Origin of the sequence: Agromyces sp. NPDC056523 (assembly GCF_042794545.1) — a bacterium.
Classification (GTDB): Bacteria; Actinomycetota; Actinomycetes; order Actinomycetales; family Microbacteriaceae; genus Agromyces.
Window position 1 is genome coordinate 583,965 of sequence record NZ_JBHTTM010000002.1, and the last position, 24,041, is coordinate 608,005.

Annotated in this window: 23 protein-coding genes and 1 tRNA gene; 15 read left to right on the top strand and 9 right to left on the bottom strand. The window is 71.2% G+C overall.

Annotation, left to right across the window (positions count from 1 at the left end; translation table 11 throughout):
- Positions 1-3: 3 nt before the first annotated feature.
- Entirely contained in the window at positions 4-522 is a 519-nt protein-coding gene (locus ACFQ58_RS09695; RefSeq protein WP_376950862.1) for a ribose-5-phosphate isomerase, read from the bottom strand.
- Positions 523-703: 181 nt separating this feature from the next.
- On the opposite strand from ACFQ58_RS09695, the gene pepN (ACFQ58_RS09700) reads away from it, so the two are divergent.
- The 9 genes from pepN (ACFQ58_RS09700) to ACFQ58_RS09740 all read left to right on the top strand — a co-directional run bounded on the left by pepN (ACFQ58_RS09700) (position 704) and on the right by ACFQ58_RS09740 (position 13,170).
- Positions 704-3,256 (top strand): aminopeptidase N, encoded by a 2,553-nt coding sequence (gene pepN, locus ACFQ58_RS09700; RefSeq protein ID WP_376950863.1) that lies wholly within the window; start codon positions 704-706, stop codon positions 3,254-3,256.
- Between the two features lie 119 nt (positions 3,257-3,375).
- Entirely contained in the window at positions 3,376-4,287 is a 912-nt protein-coding gene (locus ACFQ58_RS09705) for an ATP-binding cassette domain-containing protein (RefSeq protein ID WP_376950864.1), read from the top strand.
- Positions 4,284-5,138: an ABC transporter permease gene (locus ACFQ58_RS09710; protein WP_376950865.1), complete on the top strand. Its 855-nt coding sequence runs from the start codon at positions 4,284-4,286 to the stop codon at positions 5,136-5,138. The genes ACFQ58_RS09705 and ACFQ58_RS09710 overlap by 4 nt, the downstream gene beginning before the upstream one ends.
- A 10-nt stretch (positions 5,139-5,148) precedes the next feature.
- On the top strand, positions 5,149-6,432 hold the full coding sequence (locus tag ACFQ58_RS09715; RefSeq protein WP_376950866.1) for a sensor histidine kinase: 1,284 nt from the start codon (positions 5,149-5,151) through the stop codon (positions 6,430-6,432).
- Positions 6,429-7,124, top strand: coding sequence for a response regulator (locus ACFQ58_RS09720; protein ID WP_376950867.1), 696 nt, complete (start codon positions 6,429-6,431; stop codon positions 7,122-7,124). Before ACFQ58_RS09715 ends, ACFQ58_RS09720 begins: the two co-directional genes overlap by 4 nt.
- A gap of 59 nt (positions 7,125-7,183) precedes the next feature.
- Positions 7,184-9,751, top strand: a complete 2,568-nt coding sequence (gene pepN, locus ACFQ58_RS09725) for an aminopeptidase N (RefSeq protein WP_376950868.1) — start codon at positions 7,184-7,186, stop codon at positions 9,749-9,751.
- An 81-nt stretch (positions 9,752-9,832) separates the two neighbouring features.
- Positions 9,833-11,011, top strand: a complete 1,179-nt coding sequence (locus tag ACFQ58_RS09730) for a mechanosensitive ion channel family protein (protein ID WP_376950869.1) — start codon at positions 9,833-9,835, stop codon at positions 11,009-11,011.
- 2 nt (positions 11,012-11,013) lie between these two features.
- Positions 11,014-11,397, top strand: a complete 384-nt coding sequence (locus tag ACFQ58_RS09735) for a globin (RefSeq protein WP_376951119.1) — start codon at positions 11,014-11,016, stop codon at positions 11,395-11,397.
- 93 nt (positions 11,398-11,490) lie between these two features.
- Positions 11,491-13,170, top strand: a complete 1,680-nt coding sequence (locus ACFQ58_RS09740) for an FAD-binding dehydrogenase (RefSeq protein ID WP_376950870.1) — start codon at positions 11,491-11,493, stop codon at positions 13,168-13,170.
- A 39-nt stretch (positions 13,171-13,209) separates the two neighbouring features.
- On the opposite strand, the gene ACFQ58_RS09745 is transcribed toward ACFQ58_RS09740, so the two are convergent.
- Positions 13,210-13,899 (bottom strand): hypothetical protein, encoded by a 690-nt coding sequence (locus ACFQ58_RS09745; RefSeq protein ID WP_376950871.1) that lies wholly within the window; start codon positions 13,897-13,899, stop codon positions 13,210-13,212.
- Positions 13,900-13,997: 98 nt separating this feature from the next.
- Between ACFQ58_RS09745 and ACFQ58_RS09750 the strand changes: the two genes are divergently transcribed.
- From ACFQ58_RS09750 to ACFQ58_RS09760, 3 genes are all read left to right on the top strand, one after another.
- A complete protein-coding gene (locus tag ACFQ58_RS09750; RefSeq protein ID WP_376950872.1) occupies positions 13,998-14,879 on the top strand; it encodes an acyl-CoA thioesterase in 882 nt (293 codons plus the stop codon).
- A 126-nt stretch (positions 14,880-15,005) separates the two neighbouring features.
- The gene (locus ACFQ58_RS09755; RefSeq protein WP_376950873.1) at positions 15,006-15,461 is read left to right on the top strand and encodes a ubiquinol-cytochrome c reductase iron-sulfur subunit; all 456 of its coding nucleotides are present in this window, start codon (positions 15,006-15,008) and stop codon (positions 15,459-15,461) included.
- A gap of 7 nt (positions 15,462-15,468) precedes the next feature.
- Positions 15,469-16,020, top strand: a complete 552-nt coding sequence (locus ACFQ58_RS09760) for a hypothetical protein (protein WP_376950874.1) — start codon at positions 15,469-15,471, stop codon at positions 16,018-16,020.
- Positions 16,021-16,041: 21 nt separating this feature from the next.
- Here the strand turns inward: ACFQ58_RS09760 and ACFQ58_RS09765 are convergent, their stop codons facing one another.
- The 5 genes from ACFQ58_RS09765 to msrA form a co-directional block, all read right to left on the bottom strand.
- Positions 16,042-16,521 (bottom strand): acyl-CoA thioesterase, encoded by a 480-nt coding sequence (locus ACFQ58_RS09765; RefSeq protein ID WP_376950875.1) that lies wholly within the window; start codon positions 16,519-16,521, stop codon positions 16,042-16,044.
- A 1-nt stretch (position 16,522) separates the two neighbouring features.
- Positions 16,523-18,205 (bottom strand): energy-dependent translational throttle protein EttA, encoded by a 1,683-nt coding sequence (gene ettA / locus ACFQ58_RS09770; protein WP_376950876.1) that lies wholly within the window; start codon positions 18,203-18,205, stop codon positions 16,523-16,525.
- A 3-nt stretch (positions 18,206-18,208) separates the two neighbouring features.
- A complete protein-coding gene (locus tag ACFQ58_RS09775) occupies positions 18,209-18,703 on the bottom strand; it encodes a DUF6993 domain-containing protein (RefSeq protein WP_376950877.1) in 495 nt (164 codons plus the stop codon).
- 98 nt (positions 18,704-18,801) lie between these two features.
- Positions 18,802-19,335 carry a single-stranded DNA-binding protein gene (locus ACFQ58_RS09780; RefSeq protein ID WP_376950878.1) on the bottom strand — a complete coding sequence of 178 codons (534 nt, stop codon included), beginning with the start codon at positions 19,333-19,335 and terminating at the stop codon, positions 18,802-18,804.
- Positions 19,336-19,511: 176 nt separating this feature from the next.
- Entirely contained in the window at positions 19,512-20,036 is a 525-nt protein-coding gene (gene msrA / locus ACFQ58_RS09785; protein ID WP_376950879.1) for a peptide-methionine (S)-S-oxide reductase MsrA, read from the bottom strand.
- Between the two features lie 17 nt (positions 20,037-20,053).
- On the opposite strand from msrA, the gene ACFQ58_RS09790 reads away from it, so the two are divergent.
- Complete coding sequence (locus tag ACFQ58_RS09790; protein ID WP_376950880.1) at positions 20,054-21,061, top strand: aldo/keto reductase; 1,008 nt, start codon at positions 20,054-20,056, stop codon at positions 21,059-21,061.
- Positions 21,062-21,127: 66 nt separating this feature from the next.
- Complete coding sequence (locus ACFQ58_RS09795) at positions 21,128-21,838, top strand: hypothetical protein (RefSeq protein ID WP_376950881.1); 711 nt, start codon at positions 21,128-21,130, stop codon at positions 21,836-21,838.
- 21 nt (positions 21,839-21,859) lie between these two features.
- On the opposite strand, the gene nadE is transcribed toward ACFQ58_RS09795, so the two are convergent.
- A complete protein-coding gene (gene nadE, locus ACFQ58_RS09800) occupies positions 21,860-22,684 on the bottom strand; it encodes an ammonia-dependent NAD(+) synthetase (protein WP_376950882.1) in 825 nt (274 codons plus the stop codon).
- A gap of 132 nt (positions 22,685-22,816) precedes the next feature.
- On the opposite strand from nadE, the gene ACFQ58_RS09805 reads away from it, so the two are divergent.
- Positions 22,817-23,998, top strand: coding sequence for a cation:proton antiporter (locus ACFQ58_RS09805; protein WP_376951120.1), 1,182 nt, complete (start codon positions 22,817-22,819; stop codon positions 23,996-23,998).
- On the opposite strand, the gene ACFQ58_RS09810 is transcribed toward ACFQ58_RS09805, so the two are convergent.
- Positions 23,960-24,032 (bottom strand) — tRNA-Arg (locus ACFQ58_RS09810). The two genes, ACFQ58_RS09805 and ACFQ58_RS09810, sit on opposite strands and share 39 nt — an antisense overlap.
- Positions 24,033-24,041: the final 9 nt, after the last annotated feature.

A 24,041-nucleotide genomic window follows, 5' to 3' on the forward strand; every position in this document is an offset into this window, starting at 1 on the left:
GCGCTACTCCCCCGCTGGCGCCTCGGCCGGCGCCTCGACATCGACGCCCTTGCCGGCGATGTCGCCCGTGGTCTCGTACTCGGCGAGCTGTGCGATGCGGCGGACGTGGCGCTCGTCGCCCGAGAACGGCTCGGCGATGAAGGCGTCGATGTAGCGGATCGCCTCTTCGACGGTGTGCTGGCGGGCGCCGATGGAGATGACGTTCGCATCGTTGTGCTGTCGCGCGAGGATCGCGGTGTCCATGCTCCAGACGAGGGCCGCGCGGATGCCGCGGACCTTGTTCGCGGCGATCTGCTCGCCGTTGCCCGATCCGCCGAACACGACGCCGATCGTGCGCACGCCCGCGGCCTGGTCGCGCGCGACGGCGAGCGCGGCGTTGATGCAGAAGGCCGGGTAGTCGTCGAGCGCGTCGTACTCGGTGGGGCCGTGGTCGACGACCTCGTGCCCGCCGTTGGTCAGGTGCGCCTGCAGCGTGCGGCTGAACTCGAGGCCGGCGTGGTCGGTCGCGATGTGGATGCGCATGGGGCAAGTCTAGGGATCGGCCGGGCCTCCCCGAGCCGGATGGGGCGGGGGGCGTGTCTGCTCACCCCGCGCCGCTGCGCCGCAGCGGGTGCGGGGTGAGCAGACACGCCATAGGCTGATCGGGTTGCCCGCGCCACGAACGCCGGGCCGACGCATCCGTTCGACGCAGATGGAGACCCGCGTGCCTGGAGAGAACCTCACCCGCATCGAAGCCGAGGAGCGCGCCGCGCTCGTCACGGTGCACGACTACGACGTCCGGCTCGACGTCACGACCGGCCCGGAGGTGTTCCGCTCGGAGACGACAGTGCGGTTCGCCGCCGGCGAGGGCGCGTCGACGTTCATCGACGCGATCACGGCCGCCGTGCACTCGGTGACGCTGAACGGCGTCGAGCTCGACCCCGCCGAGGTGAGCGACGGCGTGCGAATCCAGCTGCCCGACCTGAAGGCCGAGAACGAACTGACCGTCGTGGCCGACGGCCGGTACATGCACACCGGCGAGGGGCTGCACCGCTTCGTCGACCCGGTCGACGACGAGGTGTACCTCTACACGCAGTTCGAGGTGCCCGACTCGCGCCGCATGTTCGCGGTGTTCGAGCAGCCCGACCTCAAGGCGGCGTTCCGGTTCACAGTGACCGCGCCCGCGCACTGGGAGGTCGTCTCGAACTCGCCCACGCCCGAGCCGGTCCCGGCGCATGAGGGTGCGAGCACCTGGGCGTTCGAGCCGACCCCCCGGATCTCGAGCTACATCACCGCGCTCATCGCCGGCCCCTACGACGTCGTGCGCGACGAGCTGACGAGCGCCGACGGCCGGGTCGTCCCGCTCGGCGTCTTCGCCCGCAAGAGCCTCTCGGAGTACCTCGACGCCGACTACATCTTCGAGAAGACCAAGCAGGGCTTCGAGTACTTCGAGGCGAAGTTCGGCGTCCCGTACCCGTTCGCGAAGTACGACCAGCTGTTCGTGCCCGAGTACAACGCGGGCGCGATGGAGAACGCCGGTGCGGTCACGTTCACCGAGTTCTACGTGTTCCGCTCGAAGGTGACCGACGCGGTCAAGGAGCGCCGCGTCGTGACGATCCTGCACGAGCTCGCGCACATGTGGTTCGGCGACCTCGTCACCATGAAGTGGTGGAACGACCTGTGGCTGAACGAGTCGTTCGCCGAGTGGGCGTCCACGATCGCGACGGCCGAGGCCACCGAGTGGCACGGCGCGTGGACCACGTTCAACGCCATGGAGAAGAGCTGGGCGTACCGCCAGGACCAGCTGCCGTCGACGCACCCGATCGTCGCGGAGATCCGCGACCTCGAGGACGTGCTCGTCAACTTCGACGGCATCACCTACGCCAAGGGCGGCTCGGTGCTCAAGCAGCTCGCGGCCTGGGTGGGCGTCGACGCCTTCTTCGCCGGCGTGTCCGCCTACTTCCGCAAGCACGCATGGGGCAACACGACGCTCGCCGACCTGCTCGCCGAGCTCGAGGTCGCGAGCGGCCGCGACCTCTCCGGGTGGTCGGGGCAGTGGCTCGAGACCGCGGGCGTCAACACGCTGCGTCCCGAGTTCGAGACCGACGCCGACGGCCGCATCACTTCGTTCGCAGTGCTGCAGTCCGCGATCGCCGAGCACCCGACGATCCGCCCGCACCGGCTTGCGATCGGCTTCTACGACCTGGTCGACGGCAAGCTCGTGCGCGACCACCGGGTCGAGCTCGACGTCGACGGCGAGCGCACCGAGGTCGCCGAGCTCGTCGGCCTCGCCCGCCCCGACCTCGTGCTGCTCAACGACGACGACCTCGCCTACGCCAAGATCCGCCTCGACGCGGCCTCGCACGGCGTCGCCCTCGCGAACCTGTCCGAGATCGACGACTCGCTGGCGCGCGCGCTGGTCTGGGGGTCGGTGTGGGATGCCACGCGAGACGCCGAGACGCGCGCGAGCGACTACCTGGCGCTCGTGCTCGGCAACATCGCGAGCGAGACCGAGTCGACGACCCTGCGGATCGTCCTGGCGAACGCGATCCTCGCCGCGAGCGCGTACACCGATCCTGCACGTCGAGCCGACGCGCTGCGCCGGCTCGCCGACGGGTTCTGGGAACTCTCGACGCAGGCCGAGCCGGGCGGCGACGCGCAGTTCCAGTTCGTCAAGTCGTTCGCGGCGATCGCCGAGCACGGCTCGCACCTCGACGACCTCCAGTCGCTCTACGAGGGCTCGCTCGAGCTCGACGGCCTCGCGGTCGACACCGACCTCGGCTGGGAGCTGCTCGTCGCGCTGGCCGCGGCCGGCCGGGCGGGCGACGCCGAAATCGACGCGCGCCTCGCGACCGACGACACCGTGACGGGGCGCGAGGCGGCCGCGAAGGCGCGGGCCGCGATCCCGACCGTCGAGGCCAAGGAGCGCGCGTGGGCGTCGATCGTCGACGTCGACACCGCATCGAACTCGGTCGTGCGCGACACCGCGGCCGGGTTCCTCCGCGCCGCCGACCCGGCGCTGCTCGAGGCGTTCGTCGAGCGCTACTTCGACATGCTCGAGCGCGTGTGGGAGCAGCGCAGCTACGCGATCGCCGAGAAGCTCGTCGACGGCCTCTACCCGTCGCGTCTCGCCAACGCCGAGCTCGCCGAGACCAGCCGCGGATGGCTCGACGCCCACCCCGACGCGCCGCCGGCGCTGCGACGCCTCGTGGTCGAGAGCCTCGCCGGCGTCGACCGCGCGGTGGCCGCCCAGCAGCGCGACGCGCAGGAGGCGTAGCCCCCGACGCGATCATGCTTCGGGGCGGTGGGCGTGGTACCTCGGTACCATCGCCCACCGCCCCGAAACCGTCCTCGGGGCCGATGTGCCCGCTTCGCGGCATCCGTAGCTTCGAAGCCATGATCACTGCAGAGGGACTCACCAAGCGGTTCGGCGAGAAGACCGCCGTCGACCGCCTCGACTTCACCGTGCACCCCGGTCGCGTGACCGGCTTCCTCGGACCCAACGGGGCCGGCAAGTCCACCACGATGCGCATGATCGTGGGCCTCGACCGGCCGACCGTCGGCGGCGTCACGGTCAACGGCCGACGCTACGCCGAGCACCGCGCCCCGCTCCACGAAGTGGGCGCGCTGCTCGACGCGAAGGCCGTGCACACCGGACGGACGGCGGAGAACCACCTCCTCGCGCTGGCCGCCACGCACCGCATCGGCCGGCAGCGGGTGCGCGAGGTCATCGAGCTGACCGGGCTCGAATCCGTGGCGCGCAAGCGCGTGGGCGGCTTCTCACTCGGCATGGGCCAGCGCCTCGGCATCGCCGCGGCGCTGCTCGGGGACCCCGCGACGCTCATCCTCGACGAACCGGTCAACGGACTCGACCCCGAGGGCGTGCTCTGGGTGCGCCGGCTCGTGCGCGACCTCGCGGCGGAGGGCCGCACGATCTTCCTCTCGTCGCACCTCATGAGCGAGATGTCGCTCACCGCGGACCATCTCATCGTGCTCGGCAAGGGCCGCATCATCACGGATGCCCCCGTCGCCGACGTCATCGCCGGCGGCACGCGTGCTCGCGTCCTGGTGCGATCCCCGCGCGCATCGCAGCTCGCCGACCTGCTCGCGGGGCCGGACGTGACCGTCATGCGCGCCGAGTCGGGCGTGCTCGAGGTCACCGGCCTCGACGCTCCCGCGATCGGCGACCTCGCCGCCCGCCACTCGCTGGCGATCCACGAACTCACCCCGAAGAACGCGTCGCTCGAGGAGGCCTACATGGCCCTCACGGCCGACGCGGTCGAATACCGTACGGAGGCACTCCGATGACCACGATCACCACCCCGGCACCCGGCAACGTCGAACGGCGCGACGGGCGCACCGGGCTCGGCTTCGGCGGAGTGCTCCGCTCCGAGTGGATCAAGCTGCGCACCCTCCGCTCCACCGTCTGGTCGTACCTGTTCGTGATCGTGATCACGCTCGGCATGGCCCTCGTGATGGCGCTCACCATGACGAGCGACCTCGGCGGCGAGGCCGGTCTCCGCGGCATGCCCGCGGCTGCGCAGACGGAGCTCTTCGTGCAGTCCTCGGTCTTCGGGGTCTACCTCGCCCAGCTCGTCGTCGCCGTGCTCGGCGTCCTCGTCGTCTCGGGCGAGTACTCGACCGGCATGATCCGTTCCACGCTCGCCGCGGTGCCGACCAGGCTCCCGGCCCTCGCGGCGAAGGCCGCGGTGCTCGCGGTCGCGACGTTCGTCGTGGGGATCGTCTCGACCGTCGGCGCGTTCTTCGTCTCGACCGCGGTGTACTCGGGCTACGGCCTCTCCGCGAGCCTCACCGACCCCGACCTCTTCATGCCGCTGCTCGGCGCCGCCCTGTACCTCGCGCTCCTCGCGGTGTTCTCGCTCGGCATCGGCGCCATCGTGCGCTCGAGCGCGGGCGGCATCGGCATCGTGCTCGCGCTCATCCTGGTCATCCCCGTGGTGCTCCAGATGATCCCGGCAGACTGGGCCCAGTCGATGGTCCCCTACCTGCTGTCGGATGCCGGGACCGGCATGTTCGCGCCGGCAGGCATGACGGGCGGCGACTCGATGACCGCCTGGCAGAGCCTGCTCGTCGTGCTCGCGTGGGTCGCCGCGTCGGCGACCGGAGCCGCGGCGCTCCTCGTGAAGCGCGACGCGTAGAGTCCTGTCCATGACCGAGTCGCGGCTCGCCCCCGACCCTGTGAACACCGGGGCCGGGGGCGAGCTGCGCCTGCCGAAGCCGCCTGGCGTCATCCGGCAGTTCTGGTCGCGGCATCCGCGTCTCACCGACGGGCTCATCGCCGGCGTCTACGCGGTGCCGACCGTGATCGGCGTCGTCGTCACCACGATCCAGGTCGGCCTCCCCACCTGGCTGGCGGTGCTGAACATCGCCGCGGTGCTCGCCGCCGGACTCGGCCTGGCGCTGTTCCGGCGAACCCGTCCCTGGCTCGTGATGGGTCTCGCGTGGGTCGCGTGCGTCGTGTCCGCACCCACCGGATCGATCGACACCCTCGCGATCCTCTTCGGCCTCTACGCCCTCGCCGTCTACGTGTCCTCGCGCGCGGCCTGGTCGGGATTCGGCGCATCCGTCGCCGTCGGCGCCGCGACGAGTTACCTGTCGGTCTGGCTGCGGAGCGCCGTCGTCGTCGAGCCCTTCGAGTTCGACGCGTTCGGTTCCTCGATCACGTTCGCGGTCTTCATGCTCATCGCGACGCTCATCGGCGTGACCGTCGGCAATCGACGCCGCTACCTCGACGCCCTGATCGCGCGTGCCCACGATCTCGCCCGCGAGCGCGACCAGCAGGCCCAGCTCGCCGCCGCGGCCGAGCGCTCGAGGATCGCCCGCGAGATGCACGACATCGTGTCGCACGGGCTGACCGTGATGATCACGCTCGCGGAGGGCTCCGCGGCGACCGCCGCTCGCGACCCCGAGCGCGCCGCCGACGCGATGCGCAACGTCGCCGACACCGGACGCGGCGCGCTCGGAGAGATGCGCCGCATGCTCGGCGTGCTGACCGGCCCCGAGGACGCCTCCGCCGAGCGCTTCCCGCAGCCCGACGTCGCGGCGATCGCCGGGCTCGTCGACGACTTCCGCGAGGCCGGACTGCCGGTGCGGCTCTCGACCACGGGTCCCGCGATCACCGAGCCGACGTTGCAGCTCGCCGTGTACCGCCTGGTCCAGGAGGGACTCACGAACGCGCTGCGGCACGCGGCCGGCGCTCAGCACGTCGAGGTCGGCATCGAACGCGTCGACGACGTCGTGACCGTCATCGTCGAGGACGACGGGCCGACGCAGGCGACGCGGATGACGGGCGCCGGCCGTGGCCTCGCGGGCCTCCGCGAGCGCGTCGCGCTGTACGGCGGCTCGCTCGAGGCGGGGCCCCGACCGAACGGCGGCTGGCGGCTCGCCGCCACCCTGCACGGGGCGTCCGAGACCGGCGAGGGAAACGCGTGAACGACCGGCCCCGCGGCATCCGCATCGCGATCGTGGACGACCAGGCGCTCGTGCGCACGGGCTTCCGGATGGTGCTCGAGGCGGAGCCGGGGTTCGAGGTCGTCGGGGAGGCCGCCGATGGCGCGTCCGCGATCGATCTCGCTCGGTCGACGGCCATCGACGTGATGCTGATGGACGTGCGCATGCCCGGCGTGGACGGCATCGCCGCCACGGCGGCGGTGACGGCAGCGGAGGAAGCGCCGCGGGTGATCGTGCTGACGACGTTCGACCTCGACGAGTACGCATTCGCGGCCATCCGCGCGGGAGCGAGCGGGTTCCTGCTGAAGGACGTGCGCCCGCAGGAGCTCACGACGGCCATCCGCACCGTGCACCTGGGCGAGGCGACCCTCACGCCCCGCATCACGCGACGCATGATCGAGTTGTTCGCGGCCGAGCTGCCGGCCCCCGCGGGGTCGGCGGCGCCGTCATCGATCGCGCTCGACACGCTGACCCCGCGCGAGCGCGAAATCCTGGTCGCCATCGCCGAAGGCCTGAACAACGCCGAACTCGCCGCGCGCTTCCACCTGTCGGCATCGACCGTGAAGACCCACGTCGGACGGATCCTGCAGAAGCTCGACGCCCGCGACCGCGTGCACGTCGTGATCCTTGCCTACCAGCACGGGCTGATGTCTCCGGAGCGACCTGCTTCCTGAGTCGGTCGACCGACGGGCGTAGGTAGGCTTGCCGGGCACACCGATACGAAGGGGCATCGATGCCAGCAGCTGATCTCACCCGAGTCGAAGCCGAGGAGCGCGCCGCCGTCGTGAGCGCGCCGCAGTACGAGGTCGTCCTCGACCTCACGGGCGACGACGGGCGGTTCCGCTCCGAGACCGTGGCGCGCTTCACGTCGACGCCCGGCGCATCGACGTTCATCGAGTCGACCACGGCCGAGCTGCACGAGGTGGTCCTGAACGGCGTCGCCCTCGACGTGGCATCCGTGTCGGACGGCCACCGGATCCGACTCGACGGACTCGCCGCGGAGAACGAGCTGCGCGTCGTCTCGACCCGCGAGTACACGAACACCGGCGAGGGCCTGCACCGCTTCGTCGATCCGGTCGACGGCGAGACGTACCTCTACACCGAGTTCGCGGTCGCCGAGGCGAATCGCGTGTACGCGGTGTTCGACCAGCCCGACCTCAAGGCGTCGGTACGGTTCACGATCACCGCACCGGCGCACTGGAGCGTGCTGAGCAACGCGCCCTCCCCCGAGCCCGTCGCGGACGAGGCATCCGGGACCGCCACCTGGGCGTTCGAGACCGGCCCGGTGATCTCGAGCTACATCGTCGCGATCATCGCGGGCCCGTACGCCTCGTGGCGGTCGAGCGCGGCCAGCAGCGACGGCCGCGAGGTGCCGCTCGGGCTGTTCACGCGCCGCTCCCTCGCGCAGTACGCCGAGCCCGAGGTCATGTTCGACCTCGTGCGCGACGGACTGGCGTTCTACGAGACCGCGTTCGACGTGCCGTACCCGTACGGCAAGTACGACCAGATCTTCGTGCCCGAGTACAACTGGGGCGCCATGGAGAACGTCGGCGCGGTCACCTTCAACGAGTCGTACCTGTTCCGCGCGCGCGTGTCCGACGCGCGGCGGGAGCAGCGCGCGATCGTGGTGTTGCACGAGCTCAGCCACATGTGGTTCGGCAACTCGGTGACCATGAAGTGGTGGAACGACCTGTGGCTCAACGAGTCGTTCGCCACCTGGGCGTCGACCCTCGCGACCTCCCGCGTCACCGAGTTCACCGACGTGTGGGCCACCTTCGCGACCGATGAGAAGACCCACGCGGCCGAGCAGGACCAGCTCCCCTCGACGCACCCGATCGTCGCCGACATCGAGCGGCTCGGCGATGTCGAGGTCAACTTCGACGCGATCACCTACGACAAGGGCGCCTCGGTGCTCAAGCAGCTCGTCGCGTGGGTCGGCCTCGACGCGTTCCAGCAGGGCGTCGGCGCCTACCTCGCGAAGCACGGCGGCGGCAATGCGACGCTCGCCGACCTGCTCGCCGAGCTCGAGGCCGCGAGCGGACGCGAACTCGCCGACTGGTCGGCCAAGTGGCTCGAGACGGCCGGGGTGAACACCCTGCGACTCGTGACCGAGACGGATGCCTCGGGGCTGATCTCGTCGGCGCGGGTGCTGCAGTCCGCCGCGGCATCCCACCCGACGCTGCGGCCGCACCGCGTCGCGATCGGCGCCTACGACGACGTTGACGGGCGCCTGCGGCGCGTCCACCGCGTCGAGCTCGACATCGACGGCGCGACCACGGAGGTGCCCGGCCTCGTCGGCCTCGCGCGACCGGCGCTGCTGCTCGTGAACGACGACGACCTCACGTACGCGAAGGTCCGCCTCGACGACGCGTCGTTCGGCACCGCGCGCGACCGCCTCGCCGAGATCGCCGATCCGGTGGCGCGCGCCGTGATCCTCGGATCGGCGTGGGACGGCGTCCGCGATGCCGAGCTCTCGGCCTCGGACTTCGTCCGGCTCGTGGTCTCGAGCGTGGGTCACGAGTCGCAGTCCGCCGCGCGCGCTCTCGCCCTCGCGCGGCTCGAGGTCGCCGTCGGACGATACGTCGCCGACGACCACCGCACCGTGCTCGCCGAGGAGGCCGCCGACGCGGTGTGGGCGCTCGCCGAGCTCGCGCCCGCGGGCTCGGACGCGCAGCTGCAGTTCGTGAAGGCGTTCACGCGCCTCGCGTGCGTGCCCGCCCACGCCGACGTGCTCGACGCGCTGCGGTCGGGCGACGTGCGACTTGAGGGGCTCGACATCGACCTCGACCTGCGCTGGGAGATCACGATCGCCCGCGCCGCCCTCGGTGCGGCCGACGACGCCGAGATCGAGGCGGCGCTCGCCGCCGACGACACCGCGAAGGGCCGCCAGCTCGCCGAGACCGCGAGCGCCGCGCGCCCCGACCAGGCGGTGAAGGATGCCGCGTGGCGGCGCGTGGCCACCGACACCACCCTCTCGAACGACGTCGCCCGTGCGGTGGCCGACGGATGGCAGCGCACCATCGACCCGACCCTGCTCGCCGGCTCGGTCGACGACTACCTCGGCATGCTCGAGCGCGTCTGGTCTGAGCGCAGCTTCACGATGGCCTCGCTCATCGTGCGCCGCCTCTTCCCCGCGCCCGTGATCGATCCCGAGCTCGCGCGCCGCACACGAGCGTGGCTCGACGCGCACGCCGAGCCGGCTCCGCTGCACCGCCTCGTCGCCGAGCAGCTCTCCGAGCTCGAACGCGCGCTCGCGGCCCGCGACCGGGACGCCGTCCGGGTCGGACACGCCGCCGCCTGACGCGACGGTTCCACCGGCGATCGGCGGGAGTCGGACGACCGCCCAGCCCCCGCCGATCCGGCCTCAGTACACTGCTGCATCATGCGTCCGTTCGAAGAGCCCGCCCCCGAACCGATCGACATCCCCTCCCAACTCGACGCGTTCTGGGCGACCCCGTGGGGCCTCATCCTGTCGGACGTGATCCAGGTCGCGATGATCGTGCTCATCGCGCTCATCATCCGCTGGCTGCTGCACTTCGTGATCCGGCGGACCGTGAACCAGATCGTCACAGGCGTCAAGCGCAAGCAGGACGTCACCGATACGCAGGCGCTCGCCGCGTCGCCGCTGGCTGCCGTGCGCGTGGTGCAGCGCACCCGGACGCTCGGCTCGGTCCTGAAGAACATCGTGAACGTCACCCTGTTCATCGTGGTGCTGCTCTCGGTCGTCGGCATCCTCGCCCCCGACGTGCTCGGGTCGTTCACGCTGCTCTCGGCGGCCATCGGCGCCGGCCTCGGCTTCGGCGCGCAGAACATCGTGAAGGACGCGCTCAACGGCCTGTTCATGGTCGTCGAGGACCAGCTCGGCGTGGGCGACATCGTCGACCTCGGTTTCGCCACGGGCATCGTCGAAGAGGTCCGCATCCGCGTCACCAGCGTGCGCGACGTCAACGGCACGCTGTGGTTCGTCCGCAACGGCGAGATCCTGCGCGTCGGCAACATGTCGCAGGGCTGGGCGCGGGTGATCATCGACCTGGCCGTGCCCTACGAGGCCGACATCGACGAGGTCGAAACGACGCTGCTGCGGACCGCGACCGAGATGGCGCAGACGGGCAAGTGGCGCTCTCGGATCCTCGAGAAGCCCGAGGTGTGGGGCCTCGAGTCCGTGTCGGCCGAAGCCATGGTGATCCGCGTGGTCATGAAGGTGCGCACCTCGTCGAAGGACGACGTGGCACGCGAGCTGCGCGTGCGCCTGAAGAAGGCGCTCGACGAGATGGACCTCAAGCTGCCGAGCCTGTCGAGCGTGGTGCTGTCGGGCTTCGACGGCGTGACGCGGGTCAAGGGCGCGAAGCCGCCGAAGACCGCCCCGAACCCGGTGCTCGACCGCCAGCCGCCGTCCAAGCGCTCGCTTCGCGCAAAGCGCGCCGCCGCCTCGATCAGCGGCGCCGGCAGCGTCGCGAGCGATCCCGCACCGACGACGACGTTGCCGAAGACCGCGAAGCCGGCGAAGGACCCGAAGGCGACGGATGGCACATCCGACGCCGACACGAAGGACGCCCCGTGAGCCTGCCCTCCCCCAGCTTCTACGACGAGATCGGCGGACGCGACACGTTCGTACGGCTCGTGCACGAGTTCTACCGTGGTGTCGCAGACGACCCGGTGCTTCGCCCGATGTACCCCGAGGAGGACCTCGGCCCGGCGGAGGACCGCCTGCGCATGTTCCTCGAGCAGTACTGGGGCGGCCCGACCACCTACAGCGAGCAGCGCGGGCATCCGCGCCTCCGCATGCGTCACCTGCCGTTCAAGGTGAACCCCGATGCGCGCGACCGCTGGCTCGCGCACATGCGCGCCGCGGTCGACACGCTCGACCTTTCGCCCGTCGCTGACGCGACGCTGTGGGACTATCTCCAACGGGCGGCCTTCGCGATGGTCAACACCTTCGAGGAGTAGTCCCGGCGACCGCCCACCCCCGCACCTCGCGGCATCCTTCGAGCCATCCGGCCGACCGCATGCCGCGACCCGCCCGAGACGAAGGAGTCCCACGTGGCCGCACCCTCCCCCGCCCCGCACCCCGAGTTCGACGCCATCGTCGTCGGCCACGGCCTCTCGGGCCTGGTCGCCGCCGCCGAGCTCGTCGATGCCGGCAAGCGGGTCGCCGTCCTCGACCAGGAGTCCGAGGCGAACCTCGGCGGACAGGCATGGTGGTCGTTCGGCGGACTGTTCCACGTCGACTCGCCGGAGCAACGCCGGCTCGGCGTGCACGACTCGCTCGAGCTCGCGCGCGAGGACTGGCTCGGCAGCGCCGGCTTCGACCGCGACGAGGACGAGTGGGGCCGCCGCTGGGCGGAGGCGTACCTCGAGTTCGCCGCGGGCGAGCAGCGATCGTGGCTGCACGAGAAGGGAGTGCGGTTCTTCCCGATCGTCGGCTGGGCCGAGCGCGGCGGCGGCATGGCGATCGCGCACGGCAACTCGGTGCCGCGCTTCCACATCACGTGGGGCACGGGCCCGGCGCTGGTCGCGCCCTTCGAGGCGAAGGTGCGTGCGGGCGAGGCGGCCGGCCTCGTGGCGCTGCGGCCTCGGCATCGCGTCGACGAGCTCGTCGTCGAGGACGGCGCGGTCGTCGGCGTGCGCGGCGCCGTCCTCGCAGAGGACGACGCTCCGCGCGGCGAGCGCTCCAACCGAGAGGAGGTCGGCGGGTTCGAGCTCCGCGCGCCGGCGGTCGTCATCGCCTCCGGCGGCATCGGCGGCAATCACGAACTCGTGCGCGCCGCGTGGCCCGAGCGGCTCGGTGCTCCGCCGGCCACGATGCTGTCCGGCGTGCCGGAGTACGTCGACGGTCGCGGGCTCGGCATCGCCGAGGCATCCGGCGCACGCCTCGTCAACGGCGACCGGATGTGGCACTACACCGAGGGGATCGAGAACTTCGACCCGGTGTGGCCCATGCACGGCATCCGCATCCTGCCCGGCCCGTCGTCGATGTGGTTCGACGCGACCGGCCGACGGCTCCCACCGCCGCTCTTCCCGGGCTTCGACACGCTCGGCACGCTCGAGCACCTCGCGAAGACCGGCCACGACCACTCCTGGTTCGTGCTCACGCAGCGGATCATCGAGAAGGAGTTCGCGCTGTCGGGCAGCGAGCAGAACCCCGACCTCACCAACAAGGACGTGATGCTCCTCACCCAGCGGGTTCGCGCCGGGGCGACCGGGCCGGTGGAGGCGTTCAAGCAGCAGGGCGCCGACTTCATCGTCGCCGACACGCTGCCCGAGCTGCTCGACGGCATGCGTCGGCTCTCCCCCGAGGGGCTGCTCGACACCGCGAACGTCGAGCGCGAGCTCGTGGCGCGCGATCGCGAGGTCGCGCACGAGTACTCCAAGGACCTCCAGCTCACGGCGGTCCGCGGGGCCCGGAACTTCGTCGGCGACAAGCTGCTGCGCGTCGCGCCCCCGCATCGCATCCTCGATCCGAAGGCCGGGCCGCTCATCGCGGTGAAGCTGCACATCCTGACGCGCAAGAGCCTCGGCGGCATCCAGACCGACCTCTCGTCGCGCGCGCTCGGCGCTGACGGCACGCCGGTGCCCGGCCTCTACGCGGTCGGCGAGGCCGCGGGCTTCGGCGGCGGCGGCGCGCACGGGTACCGCGCGCTCGAGGGCACGTTCCTCGGCGGATGCCTGTTCACGGGGCGCGCCGCCGGGCGGGCGATCGCGGGGCGCTCGCCGGCATGATCCCGAGCGGATGGCGCGACGCCGCGCCATCCGCCGGCCTCACGACTTGAGCGACCAGGCCTTGCGACGAACCAGCACGTGACCGCGCCGCGAGCTGAGTCGGGTCCACGGTCCGGTCTCGAAGACCGCGATCGGGTCGTCGCCGAGGAATCCGAGGCTGAAGGCGGCGAACGCCGCACCGGCCGGCACGTACTCGAGCCCGTCGATCCCGCGACCCCACACCTCGGACCGGACGCGCTGCACGAGCTGCTCGCCCGTGCCGTCGGGGATCGCCTTCGCCACCTCGTCGATGCCCTCGCGCGCCGCGCGCTCGACCGTCGCGGCATCGGTCTCGCCCAGGGCACGCCAACCGCCGCGCGGCGGCGAGATGCCCGCCCACGTCACCGTGTTCACCTCGGGAGGGCGGGTCATCGTAACCGGGCGGCCCTCGGCATCGTCGTCCTCCTCGCCGATCGCGCCGCGCGCGCGCACGATGCGATCGACGACCGAGCGCATCGGGACCACGACGTCGAAGTCCTCGGTCTCGAACAGCTGGAAGGTCCGCAGGCCCAGCACCGTCGGGCTCTCATCGAGGATGCCGCGCGGATACAGGATCGCGGTGTACACGGCGAGGATGCCGTTGCCGGCCACGAGGCGCACCGCACCGTCCTCGACGCGCGCCGCACGCTGGAGGTAGGTGTGAAGGTCGCCGAGCGACAGGCTGTCGGCGAGCGTGAATTGCTGGACCATGGCCTGTCTAGACTACCGAGAGAGCGGCGCGGCCCCCGCCGCAGCGCGCCCCGCCCGCGCGGGCGATGAGGCGGCCGACGGACCCAGACGGAGGAACGATGAGCGGTTCGATCGACGGCCTGCTGAGCACGCTGCGGCTCACCGACACGGGCGCGCGCACCAACGAGGACATCTTCACCGGTCCCTCGCAGTGGATGCCGCTCGGTCGCGTGTTCGGCGGCCAGGTGCTCGCGCAGTCGATCGTCGCCGCGACCCACACGGTGCCCGACGAGCGCAGCATCCACTCGATGCACGGGTACTTCCTCCGACCCGGCGACGTCCAGCATCCGATCACGTTCTCGGTCGACCGCATCCACGACGGCCGGTCGTTCTCGACCCGCCGCACGCAGGCGTTCCAGCACGGCGAGCCGATCCTGTCGCTCATCGCGTCGTTCCAGAGCCACGACGACGGGCTCGAGCACCAGCTCGAGATGCCCGACGACCTCCCCGACCCCGAGGGCCTGCCCACCACGGCCGACATCCTCGGCCACCTCGAGCACGACGTGGCGCGGTACTGGTCGAGCGAGCGCGCGTTCGACGTGCGGCACATCCCCTCGCCGGTGTACCTGACCGTCGACGGCGAGCGGATGCCTCGGCAGGCCGTGTGGATGAAGGCCTTCGGCCGCCTCCCCGACGACCCCCGACAGCACCGCGCGGCGCTCGCGTACGCGAGCGACTACTCGATCCTGGAGCCCGTGCTGCGCGCGCACGGCGTGGCCTGGGCGACGCCCGGCCTCAAGGTCGCGAGCCTCGACCACGCGATGTGGTGGCACCGCGATGCGCGCGTCGACGAGTGGCTGCTGTTCACGATGGAGTCGCCGTCGGCGAGCGGGGGTCGCGGCCTGTCCCTCGGTCGCATCTACACGCGCGAGGGCATGCTGGTCGCCAGCGTCGCTCAGGAGGGCATGGTCCGTGTGCGCGACCCGGAGGCCACTCCCTGACTCGGCCCCGCATCCCGCGGCGCGCCGCGGCTGGATGATCGCCGCACAATCCAGCGCGACGGACCCCGGGTATCGCAGAATGGCAGGAGTGCCGCGGGACCGGCGGATCGACGAGGAGGCAGCACGATGGACGACGCCCGTGATCTGACGCGCCGGACGGCGATCGCCCTCGGCGGCGCCGGCGCGCTGGCCCTCGCCGGCTGCGCGCCAGGTGGCGACGGCGGAGGCGGCACTCCCTCCGATGACGCTCCGGACGGCACAGGTTCGGGATCGACGCCCAGCGCGGCCGCCGGCGAGGAGATCGCCGCGCTCGCCGACATCCCGGTCGGCGGCAGCATCTCCGCGACGATCGGCGACGAGCCCGTGCTCCTCGCGCAGCCCACTGCCGGTGAGGTCGTCGCGTTCAGCGCGATCTGCACGCACCAGAATTGCGTGGTCGCCGCCGCCGGCGAGCGGTTCGAGTGCTCGTGCCACGGGTCGGCGTTCGACGCGGCGACCGGCGAGGTGCTCAACGGACCGGCGCTGAAGCCGTTGCCATCAGTCGCCGTGGCGGTCGAGGGCGACCGCGTGGTGACGGGCTGATCCGCTCATGCTCGACTTCCAGTTCGCGGGGCTCCCGCTGCACGTCCTGCTCGTGCATGTCATGATCGTCGGCGTACCGCTCGTTGCGATACTCCTCGTGGTCGTGTGCGCGTGGCCCGCAGCGCGGCGCGTCCTCTGGCTGCCGACACTGCTCGGCGCGCTCCTGCTGCTCGGCGTGATGAACCTCACGATCGAGGCGGGCAAGTGGCTGCAGGCGCGCGTGCCGGAGGCGCCGCTCATCGAGGCGCACACCGCCCAGGGCGAGGACATCATCCCGTGGATGATCGGGCTTGCGACCATCGCGGCGCTCGTCGGCGCGCTCGCGATCGTCGAGAACCGCGAGCGACGCGGGCGCACCGACCCCGAGGTCGCTGCGAACCGCGGTATGTCCGTGCCGCCATCACGCAGGCGCCCGGGCCGCATGGCGATCGTGGCCCTGCTCCTGATCGCCTCACTCGGCGCCGGCGCGGGCGCCGTGTGGACGATCGTCCAGATCGGCGAGTCCGGAACGCGCGCCGTCTGGGAGGGCTCGTTCAGCGACCAGCCTCTCTCGGGCTGAACCCGCGACCCGACAGCGGACTCAGCGTCGGCGGAACTCGAGCGACTCGCCGAGGTACGGCTCCCACGCGGCGCGCTCCGCGTCGGTGATCCGCCGCGGCCGCTCGGTGGCGGCATCGACGAGCACGATCGTCGTCACTGCCCGCGTGTAGAGCGTCCGGTTCTCGGCCGCTATCGGCGAGTAGACCTCGTAGCAGACGTCGAGGCTCGCGCCGCCCATGTGGCCGATCCACAGCTCGATGTCGAGCGGGAGCCGCTGGTACGGGATCGGAGCGAGGTACTCGACCTCCTGCCGGGCGATGAGCGTGAGCGTGGCAGAGCCGGGCGTCGCGTCGAGCACCGCGGTGGACGCGCCCACCGCGTGCTCGGCGGTGCCGTCGTCGTTCACCCAGAACGCCTGGATGCGAGCCTCTTCGAGGAGGCTCAGCATCCGGGCGTTGTTGACGTGCCCGTACGCGTCGAGGTCGCTCCACCGGAGTGGAGACGGCACGTGCAGTCGCACGTCAGTCCCTCGTGAGCTTGCGGTACGTGGAGCGGTGGGGCTTCGCGGCCTCGGGGCCGAGGCGCTCGACCTTGTTCGCCTCGTACGCCTCGAAGTTGCCCTCGAACCAGTACCAGTTCGCGGGATCCTCGTCGGTGCCCTCGTACGCGAGGATGTGCGTGGCGATGCGGTCGAGGAACCACCGGTCGTGCGTGATGACCACGGCGCAGCCGGGGAACTCGAGCAGCGCGTTCTCGAGGCTGCCGAGCGTCTCGACGTCGAGGTCGTTCGTCGGCTCGTCGAGCAGGAGCAGGTTGCCGCCCTGCTTGAGGGTGAGCGCGAGGTTCAGTCGGTTGCGCTCGCCGCCCGAGAGCACTCCGGCGCGCTTCTGCTGGTCGGGGCCCTTGAACCCGAACGTCGACACGTAGGCACGGCTCGGGATCTCGGTCTTGCCGACCTGGATGTAGTCGAGCCCGTCGGAGACGACCTCCCACAGGGTCTTGTTCGGGTCGATGCCGGTGCGCGACTGGTCGACGTACGAGATCTTGACGGTCTCGCCGATCTTGAGGTCGCCCCCGTCGAGCGGCTCGAGGCCGACGATCGTCTTGAAGAGCGTGGTCTTGCCGACGCCGTTCGGGCCGATGATGCCCACGATGCCGTTGCGCGGCAACGAGAAGCTCAGCCCGTCGATCAGCTGGCGGTCGCCGAAGCCCTTCTCGACCTTCTTGGCCTCGAGCACGACGTCGCCGAGCCGGGGACCCGCGGGGATCTGGATCTCCTCGAAGTCGAGCTTCCGCGTGCGCTCGGCCTCGGCAGCCATCTCCTCGTAACGCGCGAGACGCGCCTTGGACTTGGCCTGCCGGCCCTTGGCGTTCGAACGCACCCACTCGAGCTCGTCCTTGAGGCGCTTCTGGAGCTTCTGGTCCTTCTTGCCCTGGACCTGGAGGCGCTCGGCCTTCTTCTCGAGGTACGTGGAGTAGTTGCCCTCGTAGGGGTACAGGCGTCCGCGGTCGACCTCGCAGATCCACTCCGCGACGTGGTCGAGGAAGTACCGGTCGTGCGTGACGGCGAGGACGGCGCCGGGGTACTTCGCCAGGTGCTGCTCGAGCCAGAGCACGCTCTCGGCGTCGAGGTGGTTGGTGGGCTCGTCGAGCAGCAGCAGGTCGGGCTTCTGCAGCAGCAGCTTGCAGAGCGCGACGCGACGCTTCTCACCGCCCGACAGCACCGACACCGGGGTGTCGCTCGGCGGGCACCGGAGCGCGTCCATCGCCTGCTCGAGCTGCGAGTCGAGGTCCCACGCGTCGGCCGCGTCGATGTCCTCCTGCAGCGTGCCCATCTCGGCCAGCAGTGCGTCGAAGTCGGCGTCGGGGTCGGCCATGGCCGCGGAGATCTCGTTGAACCGGTCGATCTTCGCCTTGATCGGGCCGACGCCCTCCTGGACGTTCTCGAGCACCGTCTTGGACTCGTCGAGCTCGGGCTCCTGCATGAGGATGCCGACCGAGTATCCGGGGGTGAGGCGTGCCTCACCGTTCGAGGGCTGGTCGATGCCGGCCATGATCTTGAGGATCGTGGACTTGCCCGCGCCGTTCGGACCGACGACGCCGATCTTCGCCCCGGGCAGGAACGCCATCGTCACGTCGTCGAGGATGACCTTGTCGCCGACCGCCTTGCGGGCGCGCACCATTGAATAGATGTAATCCGCCATTTGCTACCAGTCTATGGGGCGCGTCTCGCCGATCAGGCAGTCGCCCGTGCCGAGCGCGGAGCCGACGCCGCTGTGGTACCCCTCGGACCGCGGTCCGTACTGGCCGATGAGGCACCCTTCCCCGAACCGCACCGAGAACTGGATCGAATCGGCGGGATCGCCGATGGTCGTCGCGTCGGCGGTGACCTCCATCGTCGCCTTCTCGAAGCCCGCCGCGACGAGGGCGTCGACGAACGCGCGCCCGCCCGCGCCGGCATCGGCGTCGATCACCGCACGGTTGATCGCGTCGAAGTAGGGCAGGTTGTCGGTCGCCGAGCCGTCAGGGAGGAGGGCCGGCGGCGCGGAGCCGGGTGGGGCGGTCGCGCCGGCCGACGCCGTCGCGGTCGGACTCCCCGAGGCCGGAACCATCGGATCGGCCTGACCGCCTGACGTGCACGCGGCGGCGGCGAGCGCCGTCAGGACGGCGATCGCCGCCGCCCACGCCACCCTCCGCCGCATGCCGCCCCTCGTGTGCCGGTCGTCGCCCGACGCGTATCGCTCGCTCGGCAGCGCCGAGTCTATGGCCGACGGGTCGGCCGTGCGCGCCGCCCCGCGCCTCAGGCGGGGACGTGCTCGACCACGTCCTCGTCGGCATCGAGTATCACGGCTTCCGGTGCCGAGTCCTCTTCGGACACAGCCCAGCCCGCGCCCGGCGTCGCCCATGCATCGGCAACGAGACCGCCTTCGGTCGTGGATTCCACGGTCGAATCCTCGGACGACGACGCCGACGCGCGGGCCGTCGACTTCGTGTACTCGGACGTGCCCCACGCCAGGTCGTGGCCCACCGAGTCGGCCTCGAGCTCGATCGCCAGGCCGGACTTCTCGGCGGTCTGCCACTTGCGGACGCGGACGCGCCCGTGGACGACGACGCGCTGGCCCTTCCGCAACGACTCGGCGGCGTTCACCGCGAGCTGGCGGAAGGTGGAGACCGTGTACCAGTTGGTCTCGCCGTCGGTCCACTGGCCGGTCGCGCGGTCGAAGTAGCGGCGCGTGGAAGCCAGTCGGAAGTTCGTGATCGGCAGTCCGGCGGGGGTGACGGTGTGGCGCGGGTCGCTGCCCACTGCGCCGGTCACGGTGATCTGGTCGGTCATGATGTGCTCCTCGGGTCGGCGCCGCCGCGGATCGGCGACTCGCGGCATCCGGGGCCCTCGTGCCGGGACGACCCCGGATGCCGCTGACCACAGCGTCGCGCTCGCCCCGTGGCATCCGTCGCCCTCACGATCGGCCCGTGGGGAACCGCACGTGCCGCGCGGCTGTCGAGGAGGACTCAGGCGACGACGTAGTCGGCGTACGACCGCCGGATCTTGTTGACCTTCGGCAGCGCGACCGCGAGGCAGTAACCCTGGCCCGGGTTCTTCGCGAAGAAGTCCTGGTGGTAGTCCTCAGCCGCGTAGAACTCGCCGAGCGGGTCGATGGTGGTCACGACCTCGCCCGGCCACCACTCCGCCGCGCGCTCGCGGGCCTGCTCGAACAACTCGCGCTGCGCGTCGCCCTGGAAGAACATCGCCGACCGGTACTGGGTGCCGAGATCGGCGCCCTGGCGGTTCAGTTGCGTCGGGTCGTGCAGCGTGAAGAAGACATCGAGGATCACCTCGCGCGGGATGACGTCGGGGTCGAAGTCCACCCGGACCGCCTCGGCGTGACCGGTGGCACCGGTGCAGACGAGCTCGTAGGACGGGTCGGCGACGGAACCGCCCGTGTAGCCCGAGACCACGTCGTGCACGCCGCGAAGCGTGCGGTAGACGGCATCCAGGCACCAGAAGCATCCACCGGCGAGAACGAAGCTTTCCATCGCCTTAGGCTACCCACATGACCTTCGCCGCCTCCCCCGATCGCTACGACCAGATGACGTACAACCAGATCGGGAGAAGCGGGCTCAAGCTGCCGGCGCTGTCGCTCGGGCTCTGGCACAACTTCGGCCACGACCGGCCGCTCGACACCCAGCGCGCGATCGTTCGTCGCGCGTTCGACCTCGGCATCACGCACTTCGATCTCGCGAACAATTACGGCCCACCGCCCGGCAGCGCCGAGGAGAACTTCGGGCGCCTGCTCGCGACCGACCTGAAGCCGTACCGCGACGAGCTCATCGTGTCGTCCAAGGCCGGGTACCTCATGTGGGACGGCCCGTACGGCGAATGGGGCTCGCGCAAGAACCTGCTCGCGTCGCTCGACCAGAGCCTCGGACGTCTCGGGCTCGACTACGTCGACGTCTTCTACTCGCACCGTCCCGACCCCGAAACCCCGGTGGAAGAGACGATGGGTGCGCTCGCGCACGCGGTGCGCCAGGGCAAGGCGCTCTACGCCGGCATCTCGAACTACTCGCCCGAGCAGACCCGACGCGCGGCCGAAGCGCTCGCCGCCGAGGGCGTCCCGCTCACCATCCACCAGCCGCGATACTCCATGTTCGACCGGCACATCGAGGACGGCCTGTTCCCCGTGCTCGACGAGGTCGGCGCATCGGCGATCGTGTTCTCACCCCTCGCGCAGGGCCTGCTGACCGACCGCTACCTCTCGGGCGAGGTGCCCGCCGGGTCTCGGGCCGCGACGAGCCACTTCCTCCCCGCCGACCGGATCAGCGAGGACTACCTCGAACGCGCCCGCGCCCTCAACGACATCGCGCTCGGGCGAGGACAATCGCTCGCGCAGCTCGCGCTCTCGTGGGTGCTGCGCGTGCCGCAGGTCGCCAGCGCCCTCATCGGCGCATCGAGCGTCGCCCAGCTCGAGCAGAACGTCGCAGCCCTCGATGCCGCCCCGCTGACGAGCGACGAGATCGACGCGATCGAGCCGCACGCGGCCCACGGAACCGCGCTCGGCTGATCCGCGAGCCGGGGCACGCCGCGCGGCCTGCCGAGGGGCGGACGCTCGCGGCGCTAGCCTGCGCACATGCAGTGGTGGAACGACTTCGTCGACTGGCTCATCTCGGATGCCGCACGCCCGATCCTGTTCGCGGCGGCGGTCATCTTCGTCTCACTCCTCGCCGCCGGCCTGCTGTCGGCATGGATCGCCCGGCGCGCGGTGCGCGGCATCATCCGCCAGCGCGATCGCGAGCTGCGCAACTCGGCCGTCGCGGCGCTCGTCGACGCCGCCATCGAGGCGTCCGTGTGGAACTCGCTGACACCGCAGGAGCAGGTGCTCGCCGACCGGGCCGTGGGCCAGGCCGACATCCAGCTGCGCCTCCTGCCCATCCGAGGGGCGGATGTCGCGGCCGACTGGGCCGCCCACCAGCTCCACGAGCTCAAGCGCGCGTCGGCGACGTTCGGGTACCAGCTCGACCCTGCGGTGGTCGAGTTCCGCGAGCGGATGCTCGAGTGGCAACGGCATCCGTCTCGCACGCGGCGCGACTTCAAGAACGACCTCGAGCGCTGGCGTATGCAGCGTGACGAGCCCGGCGAGCAGCTCGTCGACGCGCAGGACTCCTGGGTGGCGACCCAGCATCACGACCGGTACTCGCCGCCGATGGTCGATGAGACGCAGCCGGTCGCGGAGACGCAGCCGGTCGCCTTCGACGGGTCGCCGTCCGACGACGACGACGTGGCCGACGCCGACACCGACCGGCGCCCGGTCGGCCACCGCGACGCCGTCAGCGCCGACTGATCATCCGGCCGACGCCGGCGGTCATTCCTGCCACCACTCGTCGAACATCGTGACCGGCTCGGCGCGCTTGTGTCGCGTCTGCAGGAAGCGCGCCTCGATCTGTTCGGCCACCGCCGCGTCGATCTCGCCGCCCTCGAGGAACTCGTCGATGTCGGCGTAGCGCAGCCCGAGGTTCGCCTCGTCGGACTGCCCGGGGTCGTGGTCGAGCAGGTCGGCGGTCGGCACCTTGTGGTAGAGACGCTCGGGTGCGCCGAGGTGCACCATGACCTCGCGACCCTGTCGCTTGGTCAGGCCCGAGAGGGGCAGCACGTCGGCACCGCCATCGCCGTACTTGGTGAAGAACCCGGTGACGGCCTCGGCTGCGTGGTCGGTGCCCACGACGAGCAGGCCACCCTCGCCGGCGAGCGCGTATTGCGCCACCATCCGCATGCGCGCCTTGATATTGCCCTTGCCGAAGTCGCTGATCGGCGCGCCGAGCGCCTCGGCGTAATCGCTCGCGAGGCCGTCGACGCCGCCCTTGACGTTGAAGTCGACGACCTCGGCGGGCTGGATGAAGTCGAGCGCGAGCTGCGCATCGGCCTCGTCGCGCTGCACGCCGTACGGCAGGCGCGCGGCCACGAATCGGGCGGCTCGGCCCGCAACGCCCAGCTCCTCGACGGCGAGCTGGCACAGCCGACCGGCCAGCGATGAATCCTGCCCGCCGCTGATGCCGAGGATCAGGCCCTTCGCGCCCGAGGCGGCGAGGTAGGCCTTCAGGAAGTCGATGCGCCGACGCACCTGCTCGGCCGGATCGATGGAGCGCTCGACGTGCAGTTCTTCGATGATCCTGGCCTGGAGGTCGCGCATGCCACGACCCTACGGCACGCATGTGACGGGCGGATGTCGCGGCGACCGGGGCTGCCCGGCGGCGCCGTCGTCGGCTAGCATGCCGACCAGCGCGAGAGGGGGATCCGCGTGACCGTCGACCTGTCCACGCTCGTGCTCGTCCCGGCGATCGCGGCGATCGCCCCGCTCGCGACTCGGGCCGTCGGGCGCTGGCTCGCGATCCCGCTCGTCGTGTTCGAGATCACGCTGGGCATCCTGCTCGGCCCCGACATGCTCGGCTGGGTCGAGCCCGACGCGTTCATCTCGCTGTTCGCCGACTTCGGCCTGGCGATGCTGTTCTACCTCGCCGGGCGCGAGATCGACTTCGCAGCGATCCGGGGGACGCCCATCGTCCGCGCGGGCGTCGGCTGGCTCGTCTCGCTCGCGCTCGCGCTCGCGGTCGCCCTCCTGATCGAACCGGGCGTCGGCGCCGCCTTCGTCGCGGTGGCGCTGACCTCCACGGCGCTCGGCGCGCTCCTGCCGATCCTGCGGGACGCCGGGCTCGTACGCACGCCGTTCGGGGCATCCATCCTGGCGATCGGCGCCGTCGGCGAATTCGGGCCGCTCCTGGCCATCTCGCTGTTCCTCAGCGGCCGCTCGCCGCTGCACGCGGCGCTCGTGCTCATCGCCTTCGCCGTGATCGCGGGCGTGCTGATGGTCATCGCCGCGCGGGGCGACGGGGCCCGGCTGCATCGCGCCATCGAGGCGAGCCTGCACACCAGCGGTCAGTTCGTGGTCCGGCTCGTCATGTTCGTGCTGCTCTCGCTCGTCGCGCTCTCGATCTTCCTCGGGATCGACATGCTCCTCGGTGCCTTCGCCGCCGGCGTGCTCGGCAGGCTGCTGCTCGAGGGTGCCCCGAAGCGCGAGGCCGAGATCACCGAGGCGAAGATCGAGGCGGTGGGCTTCGGGCTCCTCGTGCCGGTGTTCTTCATCAACACGGGCATCACGTTCGACCTGCACGCGCTCGTGAGCGACACGCGCACCCTCGTGCTGCTGCCCGTGTTCGCCGTGCTGCTGCTGGTGACCCGCGGCATCCCGACCGCGCTGCTCGCGCCGAAGGGCTCGACCGTGCGCGAACGCGTCTCGACCGGCTTCTTCGGGGCGACGGGCCTGCCGATCATCGTCGCCGTCACCGCGCTCGGCGTGGACGCCGGCGACCTCGACCCGGGCATGGCCGCCGCGCTCGTCGGCGCCGGGCTGTTCTCGGTGCTGGTGTACCCGCTCGTGGCCCTGAGCGTCCGAACGACGCAATCCCGGCGCCCTCGGCAGGAATCGAACCTGCGACCAAGAGATTAGAAGGCTCCTGCTCTATCCGCTGAGCTACGAGGGCCGATCGCCA